The sequence below is a fragment of the Achromobacter sp. CSND-B12 genome (assembly GCF_052906545.1).
Genome location: NZ_JBREGJ010000001.1, coordinates 525,674 through 548,938 on the forward strand (window position 1 = coordinate 525,674; position 23,265 = coordinate 548,938).

General features: G+C 67.8%; 18 protein-coding genes. 8 read left to right on the forward strand and 10 right to left on the reverse strand.

The annotated features are described in order from the left end of the window. Window positions 1-175 precede the first annotated feature (175 nt). The 3 genes from ACUTAG_RS02375 (at window position 176) to ACUTAG_RS02385 (ending at window position 5,114) form a co-directional block, all read left to right on the forward strand. On the forward strand, window positions 176-2,815 hold the full coding sequence (locus tag ACUTAG_RS02375; RefSeq protein WP_446649965.1) for a TonB-dependent receptor plug domain-containing protein: 2,640 nt from the start codon (window positions 176-178) through the stop codon (window positions 2,813-2,815). Window positions 2,816-2,942: 127 nt separating this feature from the next. Then, a complete protein-coding gene (locus ACUTAG_RS02380) occupies window positions 2,943-3,605 on the forward strand; it encodes a hypothetical protein (RefSeq protein ID WP_107315702.1) in 663 nt (220 codons plus the stop codon). A gap of 189 nt (window positions 3,606-3,794) precedes the next feature. Then, window positions 3,795-5,114, forward strand: a complete 1,320-nt coding sequence (locus ACUTAG_RS02385) for a cytochrome-c peroxidase (RefSeq protein ID WP_446649966.1) — start codon at window positions 3,795-3,797, stop codon at window positions 5,112-5,114. Between the two features lie 119 nt (window positions 5,115-5,233). Here the strand turns inward: ACUTAG_RS02385 and ACUTAG_RS02390 are convergent, their stop codons facing one another. From ACUTAG_RS02390 to ACUTAG_RS02400, 3 genes are read right to left on the reverse strand one after another with little or no spacing between them, the layout of a single operon-like run. Next, window positions 5,234-5,539: a chorismate mutase gene (locus tag ACUTAG_RS02390; protein WP_006384334.1), complete on the reverse strand. Its 306-nt coding sequence runs from the start codon at window positions 5,537-5,539 to the stop codon at window positions 5,234-5,236. Between the two features lie 5 nt (window positions 5,540-5,544). Next, window positions 5,545-7,836, reverse strand: coding sequence for a UvrD-helicase domain-containing protein (locus ACUTAG_RS02395; RefSeq protein ID WP_070539905.1), 2,292 nt, complete (start codon window positions 7,834-7,836; stop codon window positions 5,545-5,547). Then, the gene (locus ACUTAG_RS02400) at window positions 7,833-9,041 is read right to left on the reverse strand and encodes a DesA family fatty acid desaturase (RefSeq protein WP_006384332.1); all 1,209 of its coding nucleotides are present in this window, start codon (window positions 9,039-9,041) and stop codon (window positions 7,833-7,835) included. The genes ACUTAG_RS02395 and ACUTAG_RS02400 overlap by 4 nt, the downstream gene beginning before the upstream one ends. 384 nt (window positions 9,042-9,425) lie before the next feature. Between ACUTAG_RS02400 and ACUTAG_RS02405 the strand changes: the two genes are divergently transcribed. Continuing rightward, complete coding sequence (locus ACUTAG_RS02405; RefSeq protein ID WP_223821439.1) at window positions 9,426-9,761, forward strand: hypothetical protein; 336 nt, start codon at window positions 9,426-9,428, stop codon at window positions 9,759-9,761. A 191-nt stretch (window positions 9,762-9,952) separates the two neighbouring features. Here ACUTAG_RS02405 and ACUTAG_RS02410 read toward each other — a convergent pair whose 3' ends face one another. Both ACUTAG_RS02410 and purN read right to left on the reverse strand, forming a co-directional pair. Further along, window positions 9,953-11,323 (reverse strand): RsmB/NOP family class I SAM-dependent RNA methyltransferase, encoded by a 1,371-nt coding sequence (locus ACUTAG_RS02410; RefSeq protein WP_446650453.1) that lies wholly within the window; start codon window positions 11,321-11,323, stop codon window positions 9,953-9,955. Between the two features lie 1,054 nt (window positions 11,324-12,377). Beyond that, window positions 12,378-13,043 carry a phosphoribosylglycinamide formyltransferase gene (gene purN, locus ACUTAG_RS02415; RefSeq protein ID WP_006383945.1) on the reverse strand — a complete coding sequence of 222 codons (666 nt, stop codon included), beginning with the start codon at window positions 13,041-13,043 and terminating at the stop codon, window positions 12,378-12,380. Between the two features lie 63 nt (window positions 13,044-13,106). Here purN and ACUTAG_RS02420 point away from each other — a divergent pair, with 63 nt between their 5' ends. The 4 genes from ACUTAG_RS02420 (at window position 13,107) to coaBC (ending at window position 18,802) form a co-directional block, all read left to right on the forward strand. Further along, window positions 13,107-14,072: a bifunctional riboflavin kinase/FAD synthetase gene (locus tag ACUTAG_RS02420; RefSeq protein ID WP_026384487.1), complete on the forward strand. Its 966-nt coding sequence runs from the start codon at window positions 13,107-13,109 to the stop codon at window positions 14,070-14,072. Continuing rightward, on the forward strand, window positions 14,062-16,923 hold the full coding sequence (gene ileS, locus ACUTAG_RS02425) for an isoleucine--tRNA ligase (protein WP_446649967.1): 2,862 nt from the start codon (window positions 14,062-14,064) through the stop codon (window positions 16,921-16,923). Before ACUTAG_RS02420 ends, ileS begins: the two co-directional genes overlap by 11 nt. Before the next feature lie 2 nt (window positions 16,924-16,925). Continuing rightward, window positions 16,926-17,450: a signal peptidase II gene (gene lspA, locus ACUTAG_RS02430; RefSeq protein ID WP_006383948.1), complete on the forward strand. Its 525-nt coding sequence runs from the start codon at window positions 16,926-16,928 to the stop codon at window positions 17,448-17,450. Between the two features lie 155 nt (window positions 17,451-17,605). After that, the gene (coaBC, locus tag ACUTAG_RS02435; protein ID WP_006383949.1) at window positions 17,606-18,802 is read left to right on the forward strand and encodes a bifunctional phosphopantothenoylcysteine decarboxylase/phosphopantothenate--cysteine ligase CoaBC; all 1,197 of its coding nucleotides are present in this window, start codon (window positions 17,606-17,608) and stop codon (window positions 18,800-18,802) included. Between the two features lie 106 nt (window positions 18,803-18,908). Here the strand turns inward: coaBC and ACUTAG_RS02440 are convergent, their stop codons facing one another. The 5 genes from ACUTAG_RS02440 to ACUTAG_RS02460 form a co-directional block, all read right to left on the reverse strand. Beyond that, entirely contained in the window at window positions 18,909-19,898 is a 990-nt protein-coding gene (locus ACUTAG_RS02440) for a Bug family tripartite tricarboxylate transporter substrate binding protein (RefSeq protein ID WP_006383950.1), read from the reverse strand. 13 nt (window positions 19,899-19,911) lie between these two features. Next, on the reverse strand, window positions 19,912-20,601 hold the full coding sequence (locus ACUTAG_RS02445; RefSeq protein WP_024069515.1) for an AroM family protein: 690 nt from the start codon (window positions 20,599-20,601) through the stop codon (window positions 19,912-19,914). After that, window positions 20,598-21,527 (reverse strand): DUF1177 domain-containing protein, encoded by a 930-nt coding sequence (locus ACUTAG_RS02450; protein ID WP_047991187.1) that lies wholly within the window; start codon window positions 21,525-21,527, stop codon window positions 20,598-20,600. Before ACUTAG_RS02450 ends, ACUTAG_RS02445 begins: the two co-directional genes overlap by 4 nt. Further along, window positions 21,524-22,228 (reverse strand): dipeptidase PepE, encoded by a 705-nt coding sequence (gene pepE, locus ACUTAG_RS02455; RefSeq protein WP_446649968.1) that lies wholly within the window; start codon window positions 22,226-22,228, stop codon window positions 21,524-21,526. The genes ACUTAG_RS02450 and pepE overlap by 4 nt, the downstream gene beginning before the upstream one ends. Before the next feature lie 90 nt (window positions 22,229-22,318). Then, a complete protein-coding gene (locus tag ACUTAG_RS02460) occupies window positions 22,319-23,086 on the reverse strand; it encodes an IclR family transcriptional regulator (protein ID WP_006383954.1) in 768 nt (255 codons plus the stop codon). Between the last annotated feature and the right edge of the window lie 179 nt (window positions 23,087-23,265).

The following is a 23,265-nucleotide window of genomic DNA, read 5'->3' on the forward strand; positions in this document are numbered from 1 at the left end:
GGGACTGACAAACGGGCCTGAAAAACGGACCTGACAAACGGGCCTTACATTCGGCGCGAGCATTCATCTGGTCTGACTTCGACACGCCGCCGCGCACATTCGCCGTTTTGGCGCTGAGGTACTGCGCCGACCGCGGCGTCCTATGGCTGGTTTTCATTCAGCCAAGGACGCTTGCATGCCCCGCTCTTTCAACGGCCGTTTCCGCCCCTCCGCGTCGATCGCGATCTTCTGCGCCATGCTGGCCACGACCGCGCCCGCCCTGGCCCAGTCGCCCGACCGCACCTTCGCCTACGACATTCCAGCGCAACCGCTGGGCGACGCCTTGCTGGCGCTGGGCCGCCAGTCGGGCCTGCAGATTTCGTTTCCGCCGGCCGCCGTGGCCGGCAAGGTCTCGTCCGCCCTGCGGGGCGAAACCTCGGCGCTGGCGGCGCTGAACCAGTTGCTGGCAGGTTCCGGCCTGGCGCTGCGCGCCGACGGACCGGGCCGCTATATCGTGTTCGTGGACAAGACCAATCCGTTCTCCGTATCGCGGCTGGAGCCGGTGCGGATCTATGGCGAGCAGATCGGCGAACGCGTCTACAGCCGCGAGGAAATCGCGCAAACGCCATCGTCGAACCGGGATCTGAGCACCTTGGTGGCCACGCATCCGGCGGTGCGCACGAATCCGGGCGCGGCGGGGTCGCAGAATCGCGGCTCTCTGGATGTCGAGGAAATTTCGTTCTACGGCTCCAGCCCATATCAGAATCTTTATCGGATCGACGGCATGGACGCGACCAACCGGGTGGATCCGGCCAGCAAGAACCTCAACCTGAAGATTGGCAACGTACCGAGCAACTCGCAGTCCTATTTCATCGATACCAGCTTGCTCGAAGACGTCCGCGTCTACGACAGTTTCGTGCCGGTGGAGTACGGCCGTTTCACCGGTGGCGTGGTCGACGCGCAGCTACGCCGGTTCTCTGGCAAGAACGAACTGAAGCTGGATTACCGCTGGAACACCTCCAACATGACCCGGCAGCGGATTGCCCCAGGCGAAGAGAATAACTGGGCGCGGGGCAAGCCGGGTTTTTCACCCAAATGGAAGAAGCAGTTTTACTCCGCCGTCGGTGACATCGCGGTCAGCGACAAGGCCGGCATGGTCCTGGCCATATCGCAGCGGCAATCCCGGATAGCCCGCGCGGTCCTGGGCGTGGATGACACCGGCGGACAAGTCTATGACCGCAACAATTATCGCGACCGCGCCGACAACTTCCTGGGCAAGTTCAGCGTGCGCGCCAGCGCCAACACCACCGCCGACCTGACGCTGAAATACAGCGACCGGCGCGAAACGCTGGCCAGCGACACTTTCCGCGACACCCATTGGGACCACAATCATCGCGCCTATGGGCTGGGCGGCAACCTGGAGCATGTCTTCCAGGGTGGACGTGTGACGCTGCAGGCCGGCTGGGATCATGCCCTGAGCAACCGCAAATCGCCCGACAACGAGTTAATAACCCACGTTGTCTTGCCACTGCCCCAATACACCAGCGGTGGCTTTGGCCGGGAACAAACCCAACAGGACACTTGGGCGATCAAGAGCCGCGTCGACCTCGACCCGCTACGCACCGGCACGTTCACCCACAACGCCTATGCGGGCGTCGAACTCCAACAGCTCAATGCCGGATTCAAGCGTTTCCAGGATTCGTATTCCCTGTACCGCACTCACCACGCCAACGGCACGTACACCGATCGAAGCAAGAGCCACTATCTCCCCGGCACCATCGACGTGAAATACCGCATGGAAGGCCTGTATCTTTCCGATCGCATTGAATGGCGCAGAGTGGCCCTGGACGCGGGACTGCGCTATGACCACGAGGGCTTCCTGCACACCAGCAACGTTGCGCCGCGCACCCGCCTGGATTGGGACATGTTCGGATCGGGCAATACGCTGCTGAGCGCGGGCTGGTCCCGCTATTACGGCGCCGAAGTGCTGGAGACCGCCCTCGGGGCCGAACGCCAACGCCTGTCCCGCCTGGAAATCGACGGCAAAGGCAACCCCGTCGCCGGCAGCGCCAAGCCCTACATGACAGAGTATGCGGGACTGCGCATGCCCCATGACGACGAGTGGGCCATCTCGTTGCGCCAGCGTATCGCCACCGTGGAAGGCAGGATCAATTATGTGCGCCGCAACGGCCGGGACCAATGGTCCCGGCGGCTCATCTCCAAAGACGACCCTTACAGCTATCGCTACACCAACGACGGCGGGTCCACCACGGACAGCATCTACCTCATGCTCAAGACGCTGGAACCCTGGCGCGTCGGCAAGACCCGCTGGAACCTGGTGGCCACATGGAGCTGGCAAAAGCGCAAGACCAACAACGATCTGGTCGAGGGCTACGACGGCGACGCGCGCGATCCTGACGAGCGCATCATCTACAACAACGCCGAGATTCGCGCCATCGACCTCCCGCCCGCCTCTTTCTACCAGCCCCAGGCCGCCACGCTGACGCTGATTGGCGCTTATCCGCGACTGGGCATCACCTGGAGCAACATGCTGAACTGGCGCGGCCGGCGCGCGGCAACCGTTTATGACGGCCGTGGCCCAGCCCCCGCGCACCTGGACCGCTACAAGTCGGCGGATATGCCGTCGTATTGGACCTGGGACACCAAGCTGACATGGCAGCCAACCGTCGGCCCCAACCTGGAATTGACGGTCGAAGTCCTGAACCTGTTGAACCGGATGCCTGCGGTCGCGCCGAGCAATCCCAGGAGACGCGCCGGTCCCAATACCTATCAATCGGGACGCGAGCTGTGGCTGCAAGTCGGCTACCGCTTCTGACCGACAAATCAGACCATGCGCCATGGAGCGTCACAGCCTTCATCCCTAACATGCGCCGTGGCCATACCGGCCACGGCGCGGGTTCTCCATCGGGACGCCAGCCGCGCCGTCACGCAGGAGCATTTGCATGGCATTGAGCCGATCCCAGACCGAAGTCAAAGCCGCCATCGTGGACCACGGCCGGCAGCGCGGCTTCAGCCCCCCGACCATCCAGATCGCGGCGGACATAGCCTATATCGAATCGGCGTTCGGCGCCTCGCCGCGCTCCGCCGACGCCAGCTCGAGCGCATCGGGCCTGTTCCAGTACACGGACGAGGCCTGGTACGCGCACCATCAAGCCGCCGGCGAAAAGGACGCCCCCGGCAGCCAGATCGCCGCCTTCTACACCGACCTGGCGACCTACGTGGCCTGGTACCACAGTCCCGCCACCAATCGCCATATCCCCGACGACATGCCGCTGGGGGAATTCGTTTTCGTCATGCACCACGGCGGGCGGGGCGGGCCGGTCCTGTTCAAGGACACCGCGCGCGATCTCTACCGCAAGCATGTCACCGACGACACCCGGTTGCTGACCGCCGCCCATCCCTCCCCCTGCCCCGGCGCGCTCGTGCTCGACGCCGAGGCCTACACCGGCTATCCGGTGGCGGGTGACAGCGCGGGATGCATCAAGATGGGCCCGGATGGCATGGCGTATATCGACTACATCCTGGAACCCCTGCTGTCGCGAGCGGAACGGCGCGGCATCGTCGAACGGGATCCCGACGGGGCATTCCGCCTTCTTGGCGAATGAGGGACCGGCAAGGCAGGACCGGCCACGACGCGGCGCCAATCAAAAGGCGCCTGGCACGGGTCATCGATCGAATCTCACGCATCAATCAAAAAATCGAAATCCATATAGATTATTCATCGATTGCGTGCTGAGGTATTGCAGATGTCGCAGCGTCCTACGCCTGACACCAACGCGACACGGAACGTATCGATGCCTCTGCGTGGCAAATCCCGGCTCCGGCCGAACGCCCTGGCCACCGTCCTGCATGCCATCCCGCTGGCCCTCCTGCTGGCCACCGCGTCCAGCGCTTCTGGCCAGCAGCCCGCCTCCACGCCATCCGGCATGGCGTCCAACGCCGCTTGCCACGACCCGACGGGCTGGAACATCGCCTGCCTGCGCGCGCGCTATTCCGGACCCGCGGCCGCCTGGCCCGCGCCCACCATCGACGCCGGCGTGCAATGGCATGAATGGGCGCCGGTCCCTCCCGTCGCCAGCCCCCCGCTGCAATGGACCGCCGCCAATCCCGGCCAGGCCGAACTGGCCGCCGACGTGGCGCGGCCGGCAATCGTGGCGCTGGGCCAGATGCTGTTCTTCGATACCCGCCTGTCGCGCAAGGGCGAGGTGTCCTGTGCCTCCTGCCACCAGCCGCAGCGCGCCTTCACCGACGGCCTGCCGCTCGCGGTGGGCGAGGACAAGCTGATGGGCCGACGCCGCTCCACGCCGCTGTATGCCGCGCCGTTCGCGCCACGGCTGTTCTGGGATGGCCGCGCGGCCAGCCTCAGGGAACAGGTGATGGGGCCGCTGCACGACCCTCGGGAAATGAACCACGACGCCGCCGGAGCGGTGGCGCGACTGCGGCAGACCGACATGTATCCCAAGCGCTTCCTGGAGGCGTTCGGCGGCGCGCCGGTGGCGGCGTCTCCAGCGGCTGCATCGGCTTTACCAACAGTTGCATGGGCTTCATCGGCGGCTACCTCAACGGCATCCACGACGGCATCGACGCCGGCATCCGCGATCGACGCCGACCGCCTGGCGCGCGCACTGGCCGCCTACGTGGCCTCGCTGCGCCCCGAGAAGACGCGCTTCGATGACTTCCTGGCCGGCCGCGCCGATGCGCTGGACGACACCGAACTGCTGGGCCTGCACCTGTTCCGCACCCAGGGACGCTGCATGAACTGCCATAACGGCCCGCTATTGACCGACCACAAGTTCCACAACATCGGCCTGTCGTTCTACGGCCGCCGCAACCAGGACCTGGGGCGCTACGAGGCCACGCGCGATCCCGCCGACCTGGGCAGGTTCCGCACGCCGAGCCTGCGCAACGTGGCGCAAGCCGGCCCATGGATGCACAACGGCCTGTTCCCGGACCTGCGGGGGCTGCTGCGGATGTACAACGCCGGCATGGGCCGCGAAGCGCCGCCGGCCGATCCCCCGGACCCGCATGCGCCGCGCAAGTCGGCGCACATCAAGCCGCTCGACCTGAGCCCGGCCGAGATCGACGCGCTGCTGGCGTTCCTGAAGACCTTGTAGTGCGCTCCGCCGACAACGCGGCGCTGGAAAAAAGAATGGCCGCGGCGAAAGCCGCGGCCATTGGACCTTTCGCTGCGCGAACGGCCGCGCCCTGGCGGACAGCGGCCGTCAGGCGCGCATCACGAATAGGGACGTTCGCGCAGGCGCGTGTGGTGATCGACCACGGTGTCGATCACTTCGCGCAGAATGGTCTCGGCCAGGGCCGGCGGCACGCCGGCTTCTTCGGCCAGGCGCCGGATGCGCTGGACCTGCTGGTCCTCGCGCACCGGATCCACCAGGTCCATGTCGTTGGCCTGCTTTAGCTCACCGATCATGTCCGTGCAGCGAAAGCGCACCCCCAGCAGCAGGATGATCTGCTGGTCGATCTCGTCGACTTCGGCGCGCAGCGATGCCAGTTCGGCTTTCGGGGAATCTTGATTGGCCATGTCTTTCAACCTTGAACGATATCCAGCTTGGCGATGCCCAGCGCCAGCGTCTTGGACCCGACATCGCGGAAATGGATCTCCGCCTGGGCGTCCTGCCCCGCGCCGCTCAGGCTGACGATGGTGCCGTCACCGAAACGGGCGTGGTGCACGCCCTGCCCTACACGATACTGCTTGTCGCCGACGGTGACGCCGGACGCCGTGCCGCGCGGTTGACGCGGCGCAATGGTGTTGGTGGGCTTGCGGCCGAAGGCGTCGCCGCGGTTGCCGTTCCAGCCGCCACCGGCGCTGAGCGCCGGCGCCAGGCCGGCCTTGGGCGACAGCCACTTGAGGTGCTGCTCGGGAATTTCGTCGAGAAAGCGCGAACGCATGGCGTAGCGCGTCTGGCCATGCAGCATGCGGCTTTGCGCCAGGCTGATGTACAGGCGCTGGCGCGCGCGGGTGATCGCCACGTACATGAGGCGGCGTTCTTCTTCCAGGCCGGATTGCTCCAGGATGCTGTTCTCGTGCGGGAACAGGCCTTCCTCGAGGCCGGTGATGAAGACGGCGTCGAACTCCAGGCCCTTGGCCGCGTGCACGGTCATGAGCTGCACGGCGTCCTGGCCCTGCTGGGCCTGGTTGTCGCCGGCCTCGAGCGCGGCGTGCGACAGGAAAGCCGCCAGCGGCGTCAGGCCGTCGGACGCCACCGGCGCCGCATCGACCACCCCGGGCATCAGCGTGCTGGAGGTGGCCTGCTCGGGCACCACGCCGGCGGGCATGCCGTCGTAGTTTTCCTCGGACGCGAACACCGCCGCGGCGGTGATCAGTTCGTTCAGGTTTTCGAGGCGCTCGGCGCCTTCGCGCTCGGCCTTGTAGTGCGCGTTCAGGCCGCTGGCCTCGAGCATGTGCTCGACCATTTCGGGCAGCGGCAGGTCGCGCGTTTCCTCGGTCATGCGATGGATCAGCTGGGCGAACTGGGCCAGGTTGGAGCCGCCCTTGCCGGCCACCAGCGCCACGGCCGAGTACAGGCTGGAATCATGCGCGCGGGCCGCGTCGGCCAGCTGTTCCAGCGTGCGCGCGCCGATGCCGCGCGTGGGGAAATTCACCACCCGCATCCACGAGGTGTCATCGTGCGGATTGGCCATCAGGCGCAGGTAGGCGAGCGCGTGCTTGATTTCCTGGCGCTCGAAGAAGCGCAGGCCGCCGTAGACCTTGTAGGGTATGCCGGCCGAGAAGATGGCGTGTTCGATCACGCGCGACTGCGCGTTGCTGCGGTAGAGCACGGCGATCTCGCGCCGCAGGCTGCCTTCGTGGATCAGCGAGCGGATCTCGTCGACGATCCATTGCGCTTCCATGCCGTCCGAGGGCTGCTCGATGACGCGCACCGGTTCGCCTTCGCCCTGGTCGGTCCAGAGGTTCTTGCCCAGGCGGCCGCTGTTGTGGCCGATGAGCGCGTTGGCCGAATCCAGGATGTGGCCGTACGAGCGGTAGTTCTGCTCCAGGCGGATGACGGTGCCGTGCGCGTAGTCGCGCTCGAAGTCGGACATGTTGCCGACGTTGGCGCCGCGGAACGCGTAGATCGACTGGTCGTCGTCGCCCACGGCGAAGATCGCCGCGCCGCCGCCGGCCAGCAGCCGCAGCCACTTGTACTGCAGCGTGTTGGTGTCCTGGAACTCGTCGACCAGGATGTGGCGGAAACGGCGTTGGTAGTGCTCGCGCACCGGCGCGTTGCGCGACAGCAGTTCGTAGGCGCGCAGCAGCAGCTCGGCGAAGTCGACCACGCCTTCGCGCTGGCACTGGGCTTCGTAGAGCTGGTAGATCTCGATCAGGCGGCGGCGATGCGCGTCATAGGCTTCGACGTCGGCGGGGCGCAGGCCCTCTTCCTTGGCGCCGTTGATGAAGCGCTGCACGTCGCGCGGCGGGTATTTTTCGTCGTCGACGCCGTTGGCCTTCATCAGCCGCTTGATGGCGGCGAGCTGGTCGGTGACGTCGAGGATCTGGAAGGTCTGCGGCAGGCCGGCGTCGCGATGATGCGCGCGCAGCATGCGGTTGCACAGGCCGTGGAAGGTGCCGATCCAGAGGCCGCGCGTATCGATCGGCAGGATGGCCGACATGCGCGCCAGCATTTCGCGGGCGGCCTTGTTGGTGAACGTGACCGCCAGCAGCCCAAAAGGCGAGGCCTGGCCGGTTTGAATCAGCCAGGCCATGCGGGTGGTGAGCACCCGGGTCTTGCCGCTGCCCGCCCCGGCCAGGACCAGGGCGTGCTGCGGTTCTAACGTTACTGCGGCGCGTTGTTCAGGATTGAGTTTCTCTAGCATCATGCCGCGTAGCGGCGCAGACGTTGAGCGAATTGCTCGAGCCCGGCGATGCCGCTTTGCTGGGCGCGCTGGCACCAGGCCTGCAGGTCATGGAGGAGCTGTTCGCTGCTGGCGCTGGAGCTTTCCCAGATGCGGCCGAGTTCGCGGCGCATCTGCACCAGCGTCGACAGCGACTTGTTCTGGGCGATGGCCTTGTCCACGGCTTCGAGTTGCTCCGGTTGCAGGATGTCCTCGTTGCGGTGGATGGCGCGGCGCACCTTGTGCAGCTTGTTCCAGCCGCATTCGGCGTTGCCGTCCTGGCGCGAGGCCTTCAGCTTGGCCAGTTCCTCGCGGGCGGCGCTCTTGATCACGTCCGCGTAGCGGGCCATGACTTCGTAGCGGTGCGTGATCACGCCTTGCAGCGTGCGCAGGTCGATGCCGGTCTTGGAGTCATCCAGCTTGAGCTTGGGCGCGACCTTCTTGATCTTGGCCAGGCCCAGGAACTTCAGGATGTTGATGTAGCACCAGCCGATGTCGAACTCGTACCACTTGGCCGAGAACTTGGCCGACGTGCCGTGGGCGTGGTGGTTGTTGTGCAGCTCTTCGCCGCCGATCACGATGCCCCACGGGAACACGTTGGTGCTGGTGTCCGGGCTGTTGTAGTTGCGATAGCCCCAGTAGTGGCCGATGCCGTTGACGACGCCGGCCGCCCAGAAGGGGATCCAGGCCATCTGCACCGCCCACACCGTGACGCCGATCGCGCCGAACAGGGCGATGTCGATGGCGAGCATGGTCAGCACGCCCCACAGGCTGTGCTTGCTGTAGACGTTGCGTTCGAGCCAGTCGTCAGGCGTGCCGTGGCCGAACTTGGCCATGGTTTCCTTGTTGTTGGATTCTTCGCGGTAGAGCTCGGCGCCGCGGAACAGCACCTTCCAGATGCCGAACAGGATGGGCGAATGGGGATCGCCTTCCTTTTCGCACTTGGCGTGATGCTTGCGGTGGATGGCAACCCATTCCTTGGTGACCATGCCGGTCGTCATCCAGAGCCAGAAGCGGAAGAAGTGCATGACGGCCGGATGCAGATCCAGGCCCCGGTGCGCCTGGCTGCGGTGCAGGAAGACGGTGACGGACACAATGGTGATGTGCGTCATGACCAGGGTGAAAACGACGATCTGCCACCAAGTGGCTTGGGTCAAACCGCCGGCAATGAAGGAGAGGATGTAATCCATAAAGCTGTAGTGAGCCTCGCTTGAAGAGTGCCTGAAGTTTAGCTTACCTTTGCCGCGTTATGACAACGGAGTTTCAAAATAGTTGTTGAGCGAAATCAAGGACTAAGCCCTGCTTTTGACATTTTGACGGCAAGCTCGCGGCCGGGTTGGCGGCCCGTTCGCGACGCGACTGGCGCTTTCCTGGCGGGGAATCGTCTTCGCGCAATCACTGGGTTTTGGCCTGCTTTCGCGATTAAAGTTCCTGTCAGGCTGGGCCGCTGTCTTGCAGGCGCCACGCGCCTGGCGCACACTTCGGTCCGCCGTCACCGCTCCCACCGTCATACGATGCTCCGCAAAATAATCCATCCCCATTTCGTTGCCGCCTTGAGCGCCGCAATCGCGTCCGTGGCTGCACCGGCCGCCGCGCAGTCGCTGAAAACCGGGGACATAGCCGTATTGGCGTCCTATTACGAGATCCGCGGGTCGGACTGCCTGGCGCTGCGCGCGCCGCGCGTGACCATCACCCTGCAGCCGCGGCTGGGCACCGCCAGCATCGTGCAGACCCGTGGCCAGTCCAGCGACTCGGGACGTTGCGCATATAAGACAGTGCCGATCGCGCAACTGGTCTACCAGGCCAGGCAGCCTGGGTCCGATTCGCTGGCGTGGGAAGTCAAATACCAGAATAAGACGGTGGGAACACGCCGCTACAGCGCCACGCTCGGCATCGCGCCGGCTCCCTGAGCGCTCCCCCACCCCGAACGCCCCCCGAGCGGCGCCTGAGCGGCACCCTGAGCTGCTCTTTCAGCGCCTCCCCGCACGGCCGCCGTGCGCGGCTACCGCGCCGCTTCCGCAAGTCATCCGCCGGGAAGGCGGCCGTGCCGCCGCCGGCGGGCCCATCGATGGACCCGCCGTTGGCCTGACCGGCAGCGGATTCAAGCCGAAGGCTTGTCCTGGTCGGCGGCAGCGCTTGCGGGGACAGTCTCATCCGCATCCGCAACCGCCGCTTCGGCCCCTTCTTCCGGCAGCGCCTCGGCATCGGCCTCGATGGCGGCCTGCGTCGCGTCCTCGCCCGCGGCGGCGTTCTTCTTGCGGCGCTCGAAAACGGCGGCGAAGAAGCCGTCGGTGCCGTGGACGTCCGGACGCAGCTGGACGTACGGCCCTTCGAGCTTCAGGTTGTCGCAACGGCCCGCCAGGATCTCGGCGGCGTCCAGGCGCTCGAAGTCCGGATGGCTGGCCAGGAAGCGTTCGGCCTGCACTTCGTTTTCCTCGGCCAGCAGGCTGCAGGTGGCATAGACCAGCCGCCCGCCGGGCGCGACGCAGCGCGCGGCGCTGTTGAGGATGCGTTCCTGCAGTTGGCCAAGCTCGGCCAGCGCTTCGGGGTGCTGGCGCCATTTCAGGTCGGGATTGCGGCGCAGCGTGCCGATGCCGCTGCACGGCGCGTCGACCAGCACGCGCTGGGCCTTGCCGGCCAGGCGCTTGACGCGGGCATCGTTTTCGCTGTCGATCGCCACCGGCACCACGTTGGACAGGCCGCTGCGGGCAAAGCGCGGCTTGGCGCGCGCCAGGCGGGCGGCCGAGACGTCGAAGGCGTAGAGCCTGCCGGTGGACCGCATCAGCGCGCCCAGCAGCAAGGTCTTGCCGCCCGCGCCGGCGCAGAAGTCGATGATCATTTCGCCGCGGCGCGGGGCCACCAGCAGGGCCAGCAACTGGCTGCCCTCGTCCTGTACTTCGATGCTGCCGTTCTCGAACTGCGGCCAGCGGTTGATGGCCGGGCGGCCTTCCATGCGGATGCCCCAGGGCGAGTACGGCATGGCCACGGGTTCGTAGCGGCCGGCGCTCTGTTGCAGTTCGGCGAGCATGGTGTCGCGCTCGACCTTGAGCGGATTGACGCGCAGGTCCAGGCTGGCCTGGCGGTTGAGCGCCTCGATCAGGGTTTCGGGGCTGTCCATGGCGCCCAGGCGCTCGTCGAGCCAGTCGGGGATGCTGCCACGGACGGCGCGCGGCAGCGTCGCCAGGTCGATCTGCAGGACGCGCTGGAGCCATTCGGCTTCGGCCGGGTCCAGGCCTTCCTGCAGCGTTTCCTTGCCCAGGGTGGCGGCCAGGCCCAGGATGGCCAGGCGGCGCGAAGCCGGCCCGACGCCGCTTTCGCCGAACTGGCGATAGCGGCGCAGGTGGCGCAGCACGTCGTAGACGGCTTCGGCCACTTCCGAGCGGTCACGCGCGCCCAGGCCGGGATGGCCACGCAGCCAGTGCGACAGGGCCGCGTCGGCCGGGTAGGTCCATTGCAGGATCTCGCCCAGCACGCGCTGCACCTGGTCGATGCGGCTGGCGGCATACGACAGGCGCGGGCGGTTGAATTGCGGCTTCTGCGGGGCGGCGTCACGCTGGCCCTGGCCTTCGCGGCGGTCCGAACCGAAGGAACCGCGCTCGCCGCCACGGCCTTCGCCACGCGGAGCGCCGTAGGACGGGCGCGAATCCGGACGGCCCTGGCCTTCACGGCGGTCCGAACCGAAGGAACCATACTCACCGCCACGGCCTTCGCCACGCGGGGAGCCATAGGAGGGACGCGAATCCGGACGGCCGAAGCCTTCACGGCGGTCCGAACCGAAGGAACCACGCTCGCCGCCACGGCCTTCGCCACGCGGAGCGCCGTAGGACGGGCGCGAATCCGGGCGACCCTGGCCTTCGCGACGGTCCGAACCGAAGGAACCGCGCTCGCCGCCACGGCCTTCGCCACGCGGGGAGCCATAGGAGGGACGTGAATCCGGGCGGCCCTGGCCTTCGCGACGGTCCGAACCGAAGGAACCGCGCTCGCCGCCACGGCCTTCGCCACGCGGGGAGCCATAGGAGGGACGTGAATCCGGGCGGCCCTGGCCTTCACGGCGGTCCGAGCCAAAGGAACCCCGTTCACCGCCACGGCCTTGGCCTTCGCGGCGGTCCGAGCCGTACGCGCCACGCTCGCCACGCGGCGCGTCATAGGAAGGGCGCGGCGTCGGGCGGCCCGCGCCTTCGCGCCGGTCGCCGCCGAAGGAACCGCGTTCGCCGCGGCCTTCGCCACGCGGCGCGTCATAGGACGGACGCGGGGTCGGACGGCTGTCGCGGCGCTCGTCCGAACGGCCTTCGCGGCCTTCCCGGCCACCGGCGGCGCGCTCGGGGCGCGGCGCCCGCTCCTGGGCGGCGCGGGCCTCGCCCTTGGGGCGCGAGAAGAAGGACCGGCCGTCACGCTCTCCGGCGGCTGCCGGGCGGGAACGCGGAGATTGGGGTTTGCTCATGGTGTATTCCAGTGGGGCGGACACATGCCGCCCGATAAATGCGATTCAGGGCCGTCGGCGGCCCGGCTGCGCGGCGGGCGTCGGCTCAGGCCGCCGCGGACCAGGTGAACAGGCGGTCGGGATCGCCCTGCACGTCCACCCGGTGGTCATTCGTCAGGGTAACCCGGCCTTCGGCCAGCCAGCGCACGGCGGCCGGAAAAGCCTGGTGTTCGACTTCCAGCACGCGCTCGGCCAGCCTTTCCGGCGTATCGCCGGCCAGGATCGGCACGCAGCCCTGGGCGATGATGGGGCCGTGGTCCAGCACCGGCGTCACGAAATGCACGGTGCAGCCATGCACGCGCACGCCGGTGGCCAGCGCCTGCGCGTGGGTGTGCAGCCCCGGAAACGCCGGCAGCAGCGACGGATGGATGTTGACGAGCCGGCCGCTGTAGCGGTTGACGAAGCCCGGGGTCAGCACCCGCATGAAGCCGGCCAGAATGACGTAATCCGGCGCGTGCAGGTCGATTTCAGCGGCCAGCGCGGCGTCGAAGGCCTCGCGGCTGGCGTAGTCCTTGTGGTAGAGGGCCGCGGTGGCGATGCCCTGCGCAGCGGCCCATTCCAGGCCTGCGGCGTCCGGGCGGCTGGCGATCACGGCGGCGATCGTGGCGGGCCAGCCCTGTTGGCGACAGGCCTGGACCAGCGCCTGCATGTTGCTGCCTCGTCCCGAGATCAGGATGACGATGCGACGCGGTGGTGTAGAGGTTTCCGGCAAGATGAGCGATCCAAATTGGGGATGACGAACAATCCCGTAATCCAAAATTGTAAACTCTCGCTCGTGAAACCACCGCTGCGCATCCACCGATCCCTTCCGCCGCCCGCCCAGCGCGCTCCCAGCGCGCTGACCATCGGCAATTTCGACGGCGTCCACCGAGGACACCAGGCCATGCTGGCGCGCGTCTGCCAGGTCGCGCGCGACCGGGGCCTGACGCCCGCCGTGATGACCTTCGAGCCGCACCCGCGCGAGTACTTCGCCACGCTCAACCAGCGCCCCGAACTGGCGCCGACCCGCATTTCCGGCTTGCGCGACAAGCTGGCGGCGCTGGCGCGCTACGGCATTTCCCAGGTCGTGGTCGAGCGCTTCAACGCCCGCCTGGCCGAAATGTCGGCCAACGCCTTCATCGAGAACCTGCTGGTGCGGGGGATGGATACCAAGTGGCTGCTGGTGGGCGAGGACTTCCGCTTCGGCCACAAGCGCAGCGGCGACATCGACCTGCTGCGCGAAGCCGGCCTGCGCCATGGCTTCGAGGTGCAGACCCTGGCCGACGTCACCGACCGCCACGGCCACCGCATTTCCAGTTCCGAGGTGCGCACCGCCCTGGCCGTGGGCGACCTGGACCGCGCCCGCCACCTGCTGGGCCACCCCTTCCATATCAGCGGCCACGTGATCCACGGCCAGAAACTGGGCCGCACCCTGGGCTTTCCAACCATGAACCTGCGGGTGGCCGAACGCTGCGCGGCCCGTTCCGGCATCTACGTGGTGCAGGTCTACGGCCTGGCCGAACGCGCCCTGCCCGCGGTGGCCAGCCTGGGCGTGCGCCCGACGGTCGAGGACCGCGGCCGCGTGCTGCTGGAAGCGCACCTGCTCGACGAGACCGTCAACGCATACGGTAAACTCGTGCGTGTCGAATTCCTGCAAAAGCTGCGGGACGAAGAAAAATTTCCTGATCTCCCTTCCCTGACTGCCGCCATCGCCGAAGACGCGCGAAACGCGCGCGCCTATTTTGCCGTTCATGGACTATAAAAAGACCCTCAACCTGCCCGATACCCCCTTCCCCATGCGGGGCGACCTCGCCAAGCGCGAGCCCGCCTGGATTGCGCAGTGGGAGGAAAACCACGTCTACCAGGCCATCCGCGCCGCCAGCCGCGGCCGTCCGCGCTTCGTGCTGCACGACGGCCCGCCCTACGCCAACGGTGACATCCACATCGGCCACGCGGTCAACAAGATCCTGAAGGACATCATCGTCAAGAGCCGCAACATGGCCGGCTACGACGCGCACTACGTGCCGGGCTGGGATTGCCACGGCATGCCGATCGAGATCCAGATCGAAAAGAAGTACGGCAAGCACCTGCCCGTGGCCGAGGTGCAGTCCAAGGCGCGCGCCTACGCGCTCGAGCAGATCGACCGCCAGCGCAAGGACTTCAAGCGCCTGGGCGTGCTGGGCGAGTGGGATCGTCCCTACATGACGATGAACTTCAGCAATGAAGCCGACGAGATCCGCGCCCTGGGCCGCATCCTGGACAAGGGCTACGTGTTCCGCGGCCTCAAGCCCGTGAACTGGTGTTTCGACTGTGGTTCCGCGCTGGCCGAGGCCGAGGTCGAATACGCCGACCGCGTCGATCCGGCGGTGGACGTGGCCTTCCCGTTCGCCGAGCACGGCAAGCTGGCCAAGGCCTTCGGCCTGGACAAGGTCGACGATGGCGCCATCGTCATCTGGACCACCACGCCCTGGACCATCCCGTCCAACCAGGCGCTGAACCTGCACCCCGAAATCGAATACGCGCTGGTGCGCGTGTCGCCCGCGCCCAAGTTCGGCCCGCTGCTGCTGGTCGCGCGCGAACGCGTCGAAGCCTGCCTGAAGGCCTGGAACCTGGAAGGCGAAGTCATCGCCACCGCCCCCGGCGCGGCGCTGTCGGGCATCGAATTCCGGCATCCGCTGGCGCAGTTCGAAGCCGCCTACGACCGCAAGGCCCCGGTCTACCTGGGCGACTACGTCACGGCCGACTCCGGCACCGGCGTGGTGCACTCGGCCCCCGCCTACGGTATCGAGGACTTCATCTCGTGCAAGGAGCACGGCATGAAGGACACCGACTTCATCAGCCCCGTCATGGGCGACGGCAAGTACGTCGACAGCCTGGCGCTGTTCGGCGGCCTGTCGATCTGGGACGCCAACCCCAAGATCGTCGAGGCCCTGCAGGAAGCCGGCGCGCTGATGCACGTGGAAAAGCACAAGCACAGCTACATGCACTGCTGGCGCCACAAGACGCCCATCATCTACCGCGCCACCAGCCAATGGTTCGCCGGCATGGACATCAAGCCCAAGGACGGCGGCCCGACCCTGCGCGAATCGGCGCTGGCCGGCATCGACGCCACCGCCTTCTACCCGGCCTGGGGCCGCGCCCGCCTGCACGCCATGATCGCCAACCGTCCGGACTGGACCCTGTCGCGCCAGCGCCAGTGGGGCACGCCGATGGCTTTCTTCGTGCACAGGGAAACCGGCGCGCTGCACCCGCGCACTTCCGAGCTGCTGGAACAGGTCGCGCAACGCGTCGAGCAAGGCGGCATCGAGGCCTGGCAGACGCTGGACCCGCGCGAGCTGCTGGGCGACGAAGCCGATCAATACGAAAAGAACCGCGACACGCTGGACGTGTGGTTCGACTCGGGCAGCACCCACGCCACCGTGCTGGGCGGCAAGGACGGCGATTTCGCCGGCTCGCACGGCGCCGAACTGGGCTGGCCCGCCGACCTCTACCTGGAAGGCTCCGACCAGCACCGCGGCTGGTTCCATTCGTCGCTGCTGACCGGCTGCATGCTGTATGGCCAGCCGCCCTACAAGGCGCTGCTCACGCACGGCTTCGTGGTGGACGGCCAGGGCCGCAAGATGAGCAAGTCGGTCGGCAACGTGATCGCGCCGCAGAAGGTGTCCGATTCGCTGGGCGCCGAGATCCTGCGCCTGTGGGTCGCCTCCACCGACTATTCGGGCGAATTGTCGATCTCCGACGAGATCCTCAAGCGCGTGGTCGAGGGCTACCGCCGCATCCGCAACACGCTGCGCTTCCTGCTGGCCAACCTGGCCGACTTCGACGCCGTGTCGCAGTCCGTGCCCTACGGCGAGCTGTTCGAGATCGACCGCTATGCGCTGGCCATGACCGCGCAGATGCAGGCCGAGGTGCAGGGCCACTACGAGCGCTATGACTTCCACCCGGCGGTCTCGCGCCTGCAGACGTTCTGCTCGGAAGACCTGGGCGCGTTCTACCTGGATATCCTGAAAGACCGCCTGTACACCTCGAAGGTGGACAGCGCGGCCCGCCGCTCGGCCCAGACCGCGCTGCTGGACATCACCCAGACGCTGCTCAAGCTGATGGCGCCGATCCTGTCGTTCACGGCCGAAGAGGCCTGGAAGGAACTGGTCGGCTCGGCCATGAAGCACCAGGCCGACGCGGCCCGCGTCACCATCTTCACCGAGGTCTACCACGCGCTGCCGCCGTTCGCGGACGCCGAGGCCCTGTCGGCCAAGTGGGCGCGCCTGCGCGCCATCCGCGCCGAGGTCCAGCGCAAGCTGGAAGAAGTGCGCACGGCCGGCGACATCGGTTCGTCGCTGCAGGCCGAGGTCGACCTGTACGCCAGCGGCGAAGACCAGCAACTGCTGGCCAGCCTGGGCGACGACCTGCGCTTCGTGCTGATCGTCTCGCGCGCCACCGTGCACGCCGGCGAAGGCGAGACGCGCATCGAGGTGACGCCCTCCAAGCACAAGAAGTGCGAGCGCTGCTGGCACTGGCGCCTGGACGTCGGCCAGGACCCGGACCACCCCGAGATCTGCGGCCGCTGCGTGTCCAACCTGTTCGGCTCGGGCGAAGCCCGCGACAAGGCCTGAGCATGGCCGGCCCTCAAGGCACGGCCACCGCGGCGTCCGCCGGCGCGCCCCCCGCAAGGGTGGGCCGCTGGCTGGGCATCGCGCTGGCCATCATCGTGCTGGACCAGCTGACCAAGGTGTACTTCAACACCTCGTACCAGTATGGCGAGCGCCTGAACCTGCTGCCGTTCTTCGACTTCACGCTGCTGTACAACCGCGGCGCGGCGTTCAGCTTCCTGGCGTCCGAGGAAGGCTGGCAGCGCTGGCTGTTCACCGGCCTGGGCATCGTTGCCGCCGTGGTCATCACCGTGATCCTGCGCCGCACCCGCGGCCAGCCGCGCTTCTGCCTGGCGCTGGCGATGATCCTGGGCGGCGCCATCGGCAACGTGATCGACCGCGTGGTGTATGGCCACGTGGTGGACTTCCTGCTGTTCTACTGGCGCGACTGGTATTTTCCGGCCTTCAACCTGGCGGACGTGGGCATCAGCTGCGGCGCCGTGCTGCTGGTGCTGGACGAGCTGCTGCGGGCCCGCAAGCCGCGCGCCTGACGCGCCCTCCCCGCCCCTTCGAAACCCGGCCCTCGGCCGGGTTTTTGTCTATTTGAGCCCCCCTGCATGCATGGCGAACGGCGCGATGCGGCAATGCGGAATAAAATCACTGTCCGTTCCCTGATTCGACGGTATCCAAACGCCGTCCGACGCCCATGCTCGACCTCGCCCGCAAACGCATCGTCCTCGGCCTGACCGGCGGCATCGCCTGCTACAAAATCGCCGAGCTGGTGCGGCGCATGACCGAACAAGGCGCCATCGTCGACGTGGTGATGACCGAAGCCGCCACGCACTTCATCACGCCCGTGACCATGCAGGCCCTGTCCGGCCGCCCGGTGTTCGTGGATGCGTGGGACCCGCGGGTGCCCAACAACATGGCGCACATCGACCTGACGCGCGGCGCCGACGCCGTGCTGATCGCGCCGGCCAGCACCGACTTCATGGCCAAGCTGGCCCACGGCATGGCCGACGACCTGCTGTCGACGCTGTGCGTGGCGCGCGCCTGCCCGCTGCTGGTGGCGCCCGCCATGAACCGCGAGATGTGGGCCAACCCGGCCACCCAGCGCAACGTGGCGCAACTGCGCGCCGACGGCATCAGCATCCTGGGCCCGGCCGCCGGCGAACAGGCCTGTGGCGAGACCGGCGACGGCCGCATGCTCGAAGCCCACGAGATCCTGGCCGACCTGATCGCCTTCTTCCAGCCCAAGCTGCTGGCCGGCCGTCACGTGCTGCTGACCGCCGGCCCCACCTCCGAGCCGGTCGATCCGGTGCGCGTGCTGAGCAACCGCTCGTCGGGCAAGACCGGCTACGCCCTGGCCCGCGCCGCGCGCGAAGCCGGCGCCCGCGTCACGCTGATCACCGGCGCCACCGCCCTGCCGGTGCCGCGCGGCGTCACCGCCTTGTCGGTGATGACGGCGCGCCAGATGCACGACGCCGTGATGGCCAGCGCCGCCGACGCCGACATCTTCATCGCCGTGGCCGCCGTGGCCGACTGGCGCGTCAAGAACGTCAGCAACCAGAAGCTGAAGAAGACCAGCGAAGGCGGCGGCGCGCCGCAGATGGAGTTCGAGCCCAACCCGGACATCCTGGCCGAGGTGGCCAAACTGAAGGACGGGCCGTGGTGCGTGGGTTTTGCGGCAGAGACCGAAAAACTGGCCGAGCACGCCGAGGCCAAACGCCAGCGCAAGGGCATCCCGCTGCTGGTGGGCAACCTGGCGCACAAGGTGATGGACGCGGACACCACCGAACTGGTGCTGTTCGACGCGCAGGGCGCGCACCCGCTGCCGGCGGCTGACAAATTGGACGCCGCGCGCCGCCTGATCGCCGAGATCGCGGCGCGGCTGCCGGCCTGATCCCGCCCATCCGCGAACCGCCAAAAAAAAACGCCAGACGCGAGTCTGGCGTTTTTGTTTGCGGCGCGCGCCGCGCCTGCCGGCAACGGCGGACGCGACAGCCTGCTTATTGCTCCAGGCTGATGTTGGCGGCGCGCACGATGTCGGCCCACTGCTTGCGGTCGTTCTCCAGGAACTGGCCGAACTGCTCGGGCGTCATGCCGGTGACGGGTTCCGAACCCAGGCCGGCCATCTTTTCCTTCACGGCGGGCTGCTTGAGCACGTCCTGCAGCGCCGCGTAATAGGCAGCCAGCACGTCCGCCGGCAGGCCGGCCGGGGCGAACACGCCCTGCCAGGTGGGCATATCGAAGCCCTTCAGGCCCTGCTCGTCGAGCGTGGGCACGTTGGGCAACTGCGCCGAGCGCTTGAGCGAGGCCACGCCGATGGCCTTGACCTTGCCCTGCAGTGCCAGCGGCGCGGCGGTGGAGATGTTGTCCATCGTCATCGCGATGTGGCCGCCCAGCAGGTCGGTGATGACCGGCGCCGCGCCTCGGTAGGCCGCGTGCGGCACCTTCACGCCCAGCTTGTACAGCATGGTTTCGGCGATCAGGTGATTGGAGATGCCCACGCCGGCGGTGCCGTAGGTGGCGGTCGGCGTCTTCTGGAAGTAGTCCTTCAGTTCGGCCAGGTTGTTGGCCGGCACGTCCTTGTTGACGATGACCACGTTGGGCTGCACTGCCGCCAGCGTGATGGGCGTGAAGTCGGTCGGCTTGTAGCTGGTGCCCTTGGCGTTGAGCACATGGGTGATGGCCATGGAACCGGCCGCGGCGATGCCGATGGTGTAGCCGTCAGGCTGCGATTGCGACAGGCGGAAGGCCATGATGTTGCCGCCGGCGCCCGCCAGGTTTTCCACCACCACGGTCTGGCCCAGGCGCTGCGACAGCGGCTCGGCCAGCAGACGCGCCAGCGTGTCGGCCGAACCGCCGGGCGCAAAACCCACCAGCAGGCGCACCGGCTTGGTCGGTTTCCAGGCGTCGGCGGCCAGGGCCGGCGCCGCCGCCAGGGTGCTGGCGGCGAACAGTGCGCCCACGGCGCGTTGCAAAGTACGGCTGAACATGAAGTCGATTCCCTTATTCCAATATTTGCGCGAGCGCCTGCGCGACCAGGCGGTTGGACAACAGCACCGGGCGACCCGACGCCTGTGCCACCGCCTGCCGCATGCGCTCGGCGTAACCCATGCAATGCATGACGACAAAATCACAGTCGGCCAGGTCCTGGCCGGCCTGCTTGAAACTGGCCGCCGCGCGTCCCGCGTCGGCCTCGTAGGGCGAGGCATGCACCACCGTGGTCGCGCACTCCAGCGGCACGGCCATGTGGAAGGCGTCGACCTGGGCTTGCAGCGGCACCACCAGGCCGACCTTGCGGCAGTGCTGCGCCAAACCGGCGACCAGGTGGTCGACGACCTGCTGCGGCTCGACCACCAGCGTGCGCATCGGCGCGATCGCGGTGCCGGTGCACAGCGGCACCAGCGCGTCGTAGCCGGCGGCGTCGGCCTCGCGCATCACCTCTGCCAGCCGCGCCTCGGCGGCGGCGGCGTCCAGTTCGACCTGGGCGCCGTCGCGCATGCGCGTGGCGAAGCGATACTCGCCCGGGCGCGGCGCCAGCGCGGCCAGCGCCGCGGCATCCAGGCCGTCGAGCGCGCCGAACTCGTCGATGCGCACGTGTTCGCCCAGCAGCGGCGCCATTTCCGGCACCACGTCGCTGCGCGGCGACTGGCCGATGGTGAAGAACGCCACGCGGCGCGGGCGACGCGCGCTCATTGCGCGGCGCCCGGTTCGCGGCCGGTGGTCTGCAGGTGCGCCATCGAGCCATAGCGGCCTTGCAGCGCGTCCCATTCGGCGGCGTCGAAGAAGGTCATGGCGCCCTGCCCGAAGAGCTTGGCGATCTCGATGCAAAAGCGCATCGCCACGTCGGCGTCGACCGCGTTGGTCACGCCGGTGGCGCAACCCGGCACGGTGGTCTGCGCGGTCAGCGCCACGCCGACCACCGGCGCGCCGGTGACGATGGCCGGCTGCATCAGCGAATTGACATGCCACAGGCCGTTTTCGTAGGGCGTGATGTCCTGCGTGGTCAGCGGCAGCGTCAGGGGCAGCTCGCCGCTGACCCAGCCCATCACGTCCAGCATGGTCTCGGGAATGCGCAGCAGATAGCCCTGTTTGGCCACCGGCGTCAGCGCCACGCCGCGCCGGTTCACCAGGCGGTTGCCGCGGGTGGTGTCGACGGACAGGATCGCGTCCATGCGCGGGTCGACTTCGTGCGACATCATTTCGCGCATCGGGAACGGCGAACGCATCATCGGCACGGGATGGTGCGGACGGGTGCCGGCGCGCGGGCAGATGTGGGTGCGGATGCGCACGGTGCCGGGCAGCACGTCGCCCTGGCGCGCCATGGCCATGATCTTGAGTGCGGCAGCGATGGCGACCACGGCGCCGTCGCTGTCGGACACCAGGCCGGTGACGGCCGGACGCGCGCCGATGCCGCCCAGGCGGCCGACGATGCCCAATTGCGGCGCGGCGGGGTCGGCGCCCGGGATGACGATGGAGAGGAACTCGGTGGCCGCGCCGTCGCGCTCCAGCGGCGTGACCTCGACCTCGCAGTCGCCGGCCGCGCGCAGCGCCTGTGCCACCGCCTCACCCGTGATGTGGGCCGAAGACAGCAGTTCGATGGTGTCGATGACCTGCTTCATGCCGGGATCTCCAGCGGGCCGGGCGTGAACACGCGCGGCTCGGCGGCGCCGATGAACAGCGGCGCATCGTGCGGGCCGACAAGCGTGACGGCGGCCCCGCGCACGCGCAGCCCGGCGCCTTCGGGCAGGCCCAGCACCGGCATGGTCGGGTTCAGCGTGCAGAACTCGGCCAGGCGCTGCGCGCGCGTTTCGCCGCGATGGCCGGGAGGATGGGCATTGGTGTAGTGCGGGTTGATCTGGAAGGACAGCAGGCCGAGCGCATCGAAGCCTTCGGGGTCGGTGATCGGCATGTCGTTGGTGGTGCAGATGCTCGGGCACGCCAGGTTGGAACCGGCGCTCCAGCCTAGGTAGGCGGCGCCTTCGCGCACGCGGCGCGCCACCACGCTCAGCAGGCCCTGGCGGCGCAATTGGCCGAGTAGGTTGAAGGTGTTGCCGCCGCCCACGATGATGACGGCGGCATTCTCCAGCGCGGCCACGGGATCGGCGGCGCGATGCAGCGGCTGGATGTCCAGGCCGGTGTCGGCCAGCGCCGTGGTGACCAAGGTGGTGTAGTCGTCCCAGTTGCGGGTGACGCCCGCGTACGGCACGAACACCGCCGGCGCGCCGGCCGGCAGCGCGGCGATCAGTTCGCGGATGTCGGGCAACGCGTGCACCAGGTAGCCAGCGTCACTGCTGGAATTGCTGAGAAGCAGAAGGTTCATGAGTGGAGTTCCGTGGAATCGGGAAAGTCGGGGTGTCGCGCACGCGCGGCTGGATAGGGCAATACGGTCAATCGGGTTCGCGCCGGCGCGTCAGGCCAGCCAATAGGGATCGTTCAATTCGCGGCCCAGCGCCGCGACCTGCCGCGTCAGCGACTCGCGCAGCGCCGCCACGCGGGCGGCGTCGACCTGGAACGACACGAAGGACAGGCACAGGCCGCGCAGTTCGCCGCTGGAGGGATCGCGCACCGCCGCCGCCACGGCGCCGATGCCAGGCATGGCCTGGTCGATGGCGACGCCGTAATGGTCGGCGCGGATCTGCGCCACGCGCTGCGCCAGTTCGCCCACGGTGGCCGGGCAATCCTTGCCCTCCATCGGCAGGGGGCGGGCTGGATCGGTGCCGTACAGCGCGTCGAACTCGTCCTGGGTCAGGCGCGACAGCAGCGCGCGTCCCATGGCCGTGTCCGAGGCGGCGCGGCGCGAACCCGGCGGCGACAGCACCTGCACCGGATGCGAGCCGTTCAGGCGTTGCAGCACCACGGTTTCGCGCTGGTTCAGGGTGGACAGGTAGGCGGTCAGGCCACTGTCGTCGGACAGGCGCGCCAGCACCTTGCGGCAGGCCTCGTCCAGCGGCGTCGCGGCCTGCCCGGCGCGCACCGCCTGCGACAGCAAGGCGCCGGCGCGATAGCGGCGCGTGGCCGCGTCCTGGTCCAGAAGGCCGTAGTGCTGCATCTGGTTCAACAGGCGCGAGGCCGTGCTCTTGGGCATGGCCAGGCGCTGCGCCACGTCGGTGAAGCTCAGTTCCGCCTCGCCCTGCGCGTAAAGCGCCAGTACCCGCTGGACTCCATCGAGAATACTCATTGTTGTTCCAAAAACCGGAACTATTGTTCCTTAATAGGGAACAAGAATAATGCAACGGCGGATTTCCGGTCAATACGGGCGGTCCCTCGGGTTGGCGGTAGCACCGTCCGCGAAGCGCGGCCTCTCATCAAGCCCCATGCCGACCAGACGAAAAAAAGCCCGCCACGTCGGGCGGGCCT

Coding starts and splice junctions, on each gene's coding strand:
- ACUTAG_RS02375 (WP_446649965.1), top strand. CDS start 176: ATGCCCCGCTCTTTCAACGGCCGTTTCCGCCCCTCCGCGTCGATCGCG.
- ACUTAG_RS02380 (WP_107315702.1), top strand. CDS start 2,943: ATGGCATTGAGCCGATCCCAGACCGAAGTCAAAGCCGCCATCGTGGAC.
- ACUTAG_RS02385 (WP_446649966.1), top strand. CDS start 3,795: ATGCCTCTGCGTGGCAAATCCCGGCTCCGGCCGAACGCCCTGGCCACC.
- ACUTAG_RS02390 (WP_006384334.1), bottom strand. CDS start 5,539: ATGGCCAATCAAGATTCCCCGAAAGCCGAACTGGCATCGCTGCGCGCC.
- ACUTAG_RS02395 (WP_070539905.1), bottom strand. CDS start 7,836: ATGATGCTAGAGAAACTCAATCCTGAACAACGCGCCGCAGTAACGTTA.
- ACUTAG_RS02400 (WP_006384332.1), bottom strand. CDS start 9,041: ATGGATTACATCCTCTCCTTCATTGCCGGCGGTTTGACCCAAGCCACT.
- ileS (WP_446649967.1), top strand. CDS start 14,062: ATGGACTATAAAAAGACCCTCAACCTGCCCGATACCCCCTTCCCCATG.
- lspA (WP_006383948.1), top strand. CDS start 16,926: ATGGCCGGCCCTCAAGGCACGGCCACCGCGGCGTCCGCCGGCGCGCCC.
- coaBC (WP_006383949.1), top strand. CDS start 17,606: ATGCTCGACCTCGCCCGCAAACGCATCGTCCTCGGCCTGACCGGCGGC.
- ACUTAG_RS02440 (WP_006383950.1), bottom strand. CDS start 19,898: ATGTTCAGCCGTACTTTGCAACGCGCCGTGGGCGCACTGTTCGCCGCC.
- ACUTAG_RS02445 (WP_024069515.1), bottom strand. CDS start 20,601: ATGAGCGCGCGTCGCCCGCGCCGCGTGGCGTTCTTCACCATCGGCCAG.
- ACUTAG_RS02450 (WP_047991187.1), bottom strand. CDS start 21,527: ATGAAGCAGGTCATCGACACCATCGAACTGCTGTCTTCGGCCCACATC.
- pepE (WP_446649968.1), bottom strand. CDS start 22,228: ATGAACCTTCTGCTTCTCAGCAATTCCAGCAGTGACGCTGGCTACCTG.
- ACUTAG_RS02460 (WP_006383954.1), bottom strand. CDS start 23,086: ATGAGTATTCTCGATGGAGTCCAGCGGGTACTGGCGCTTTACGCGCAG.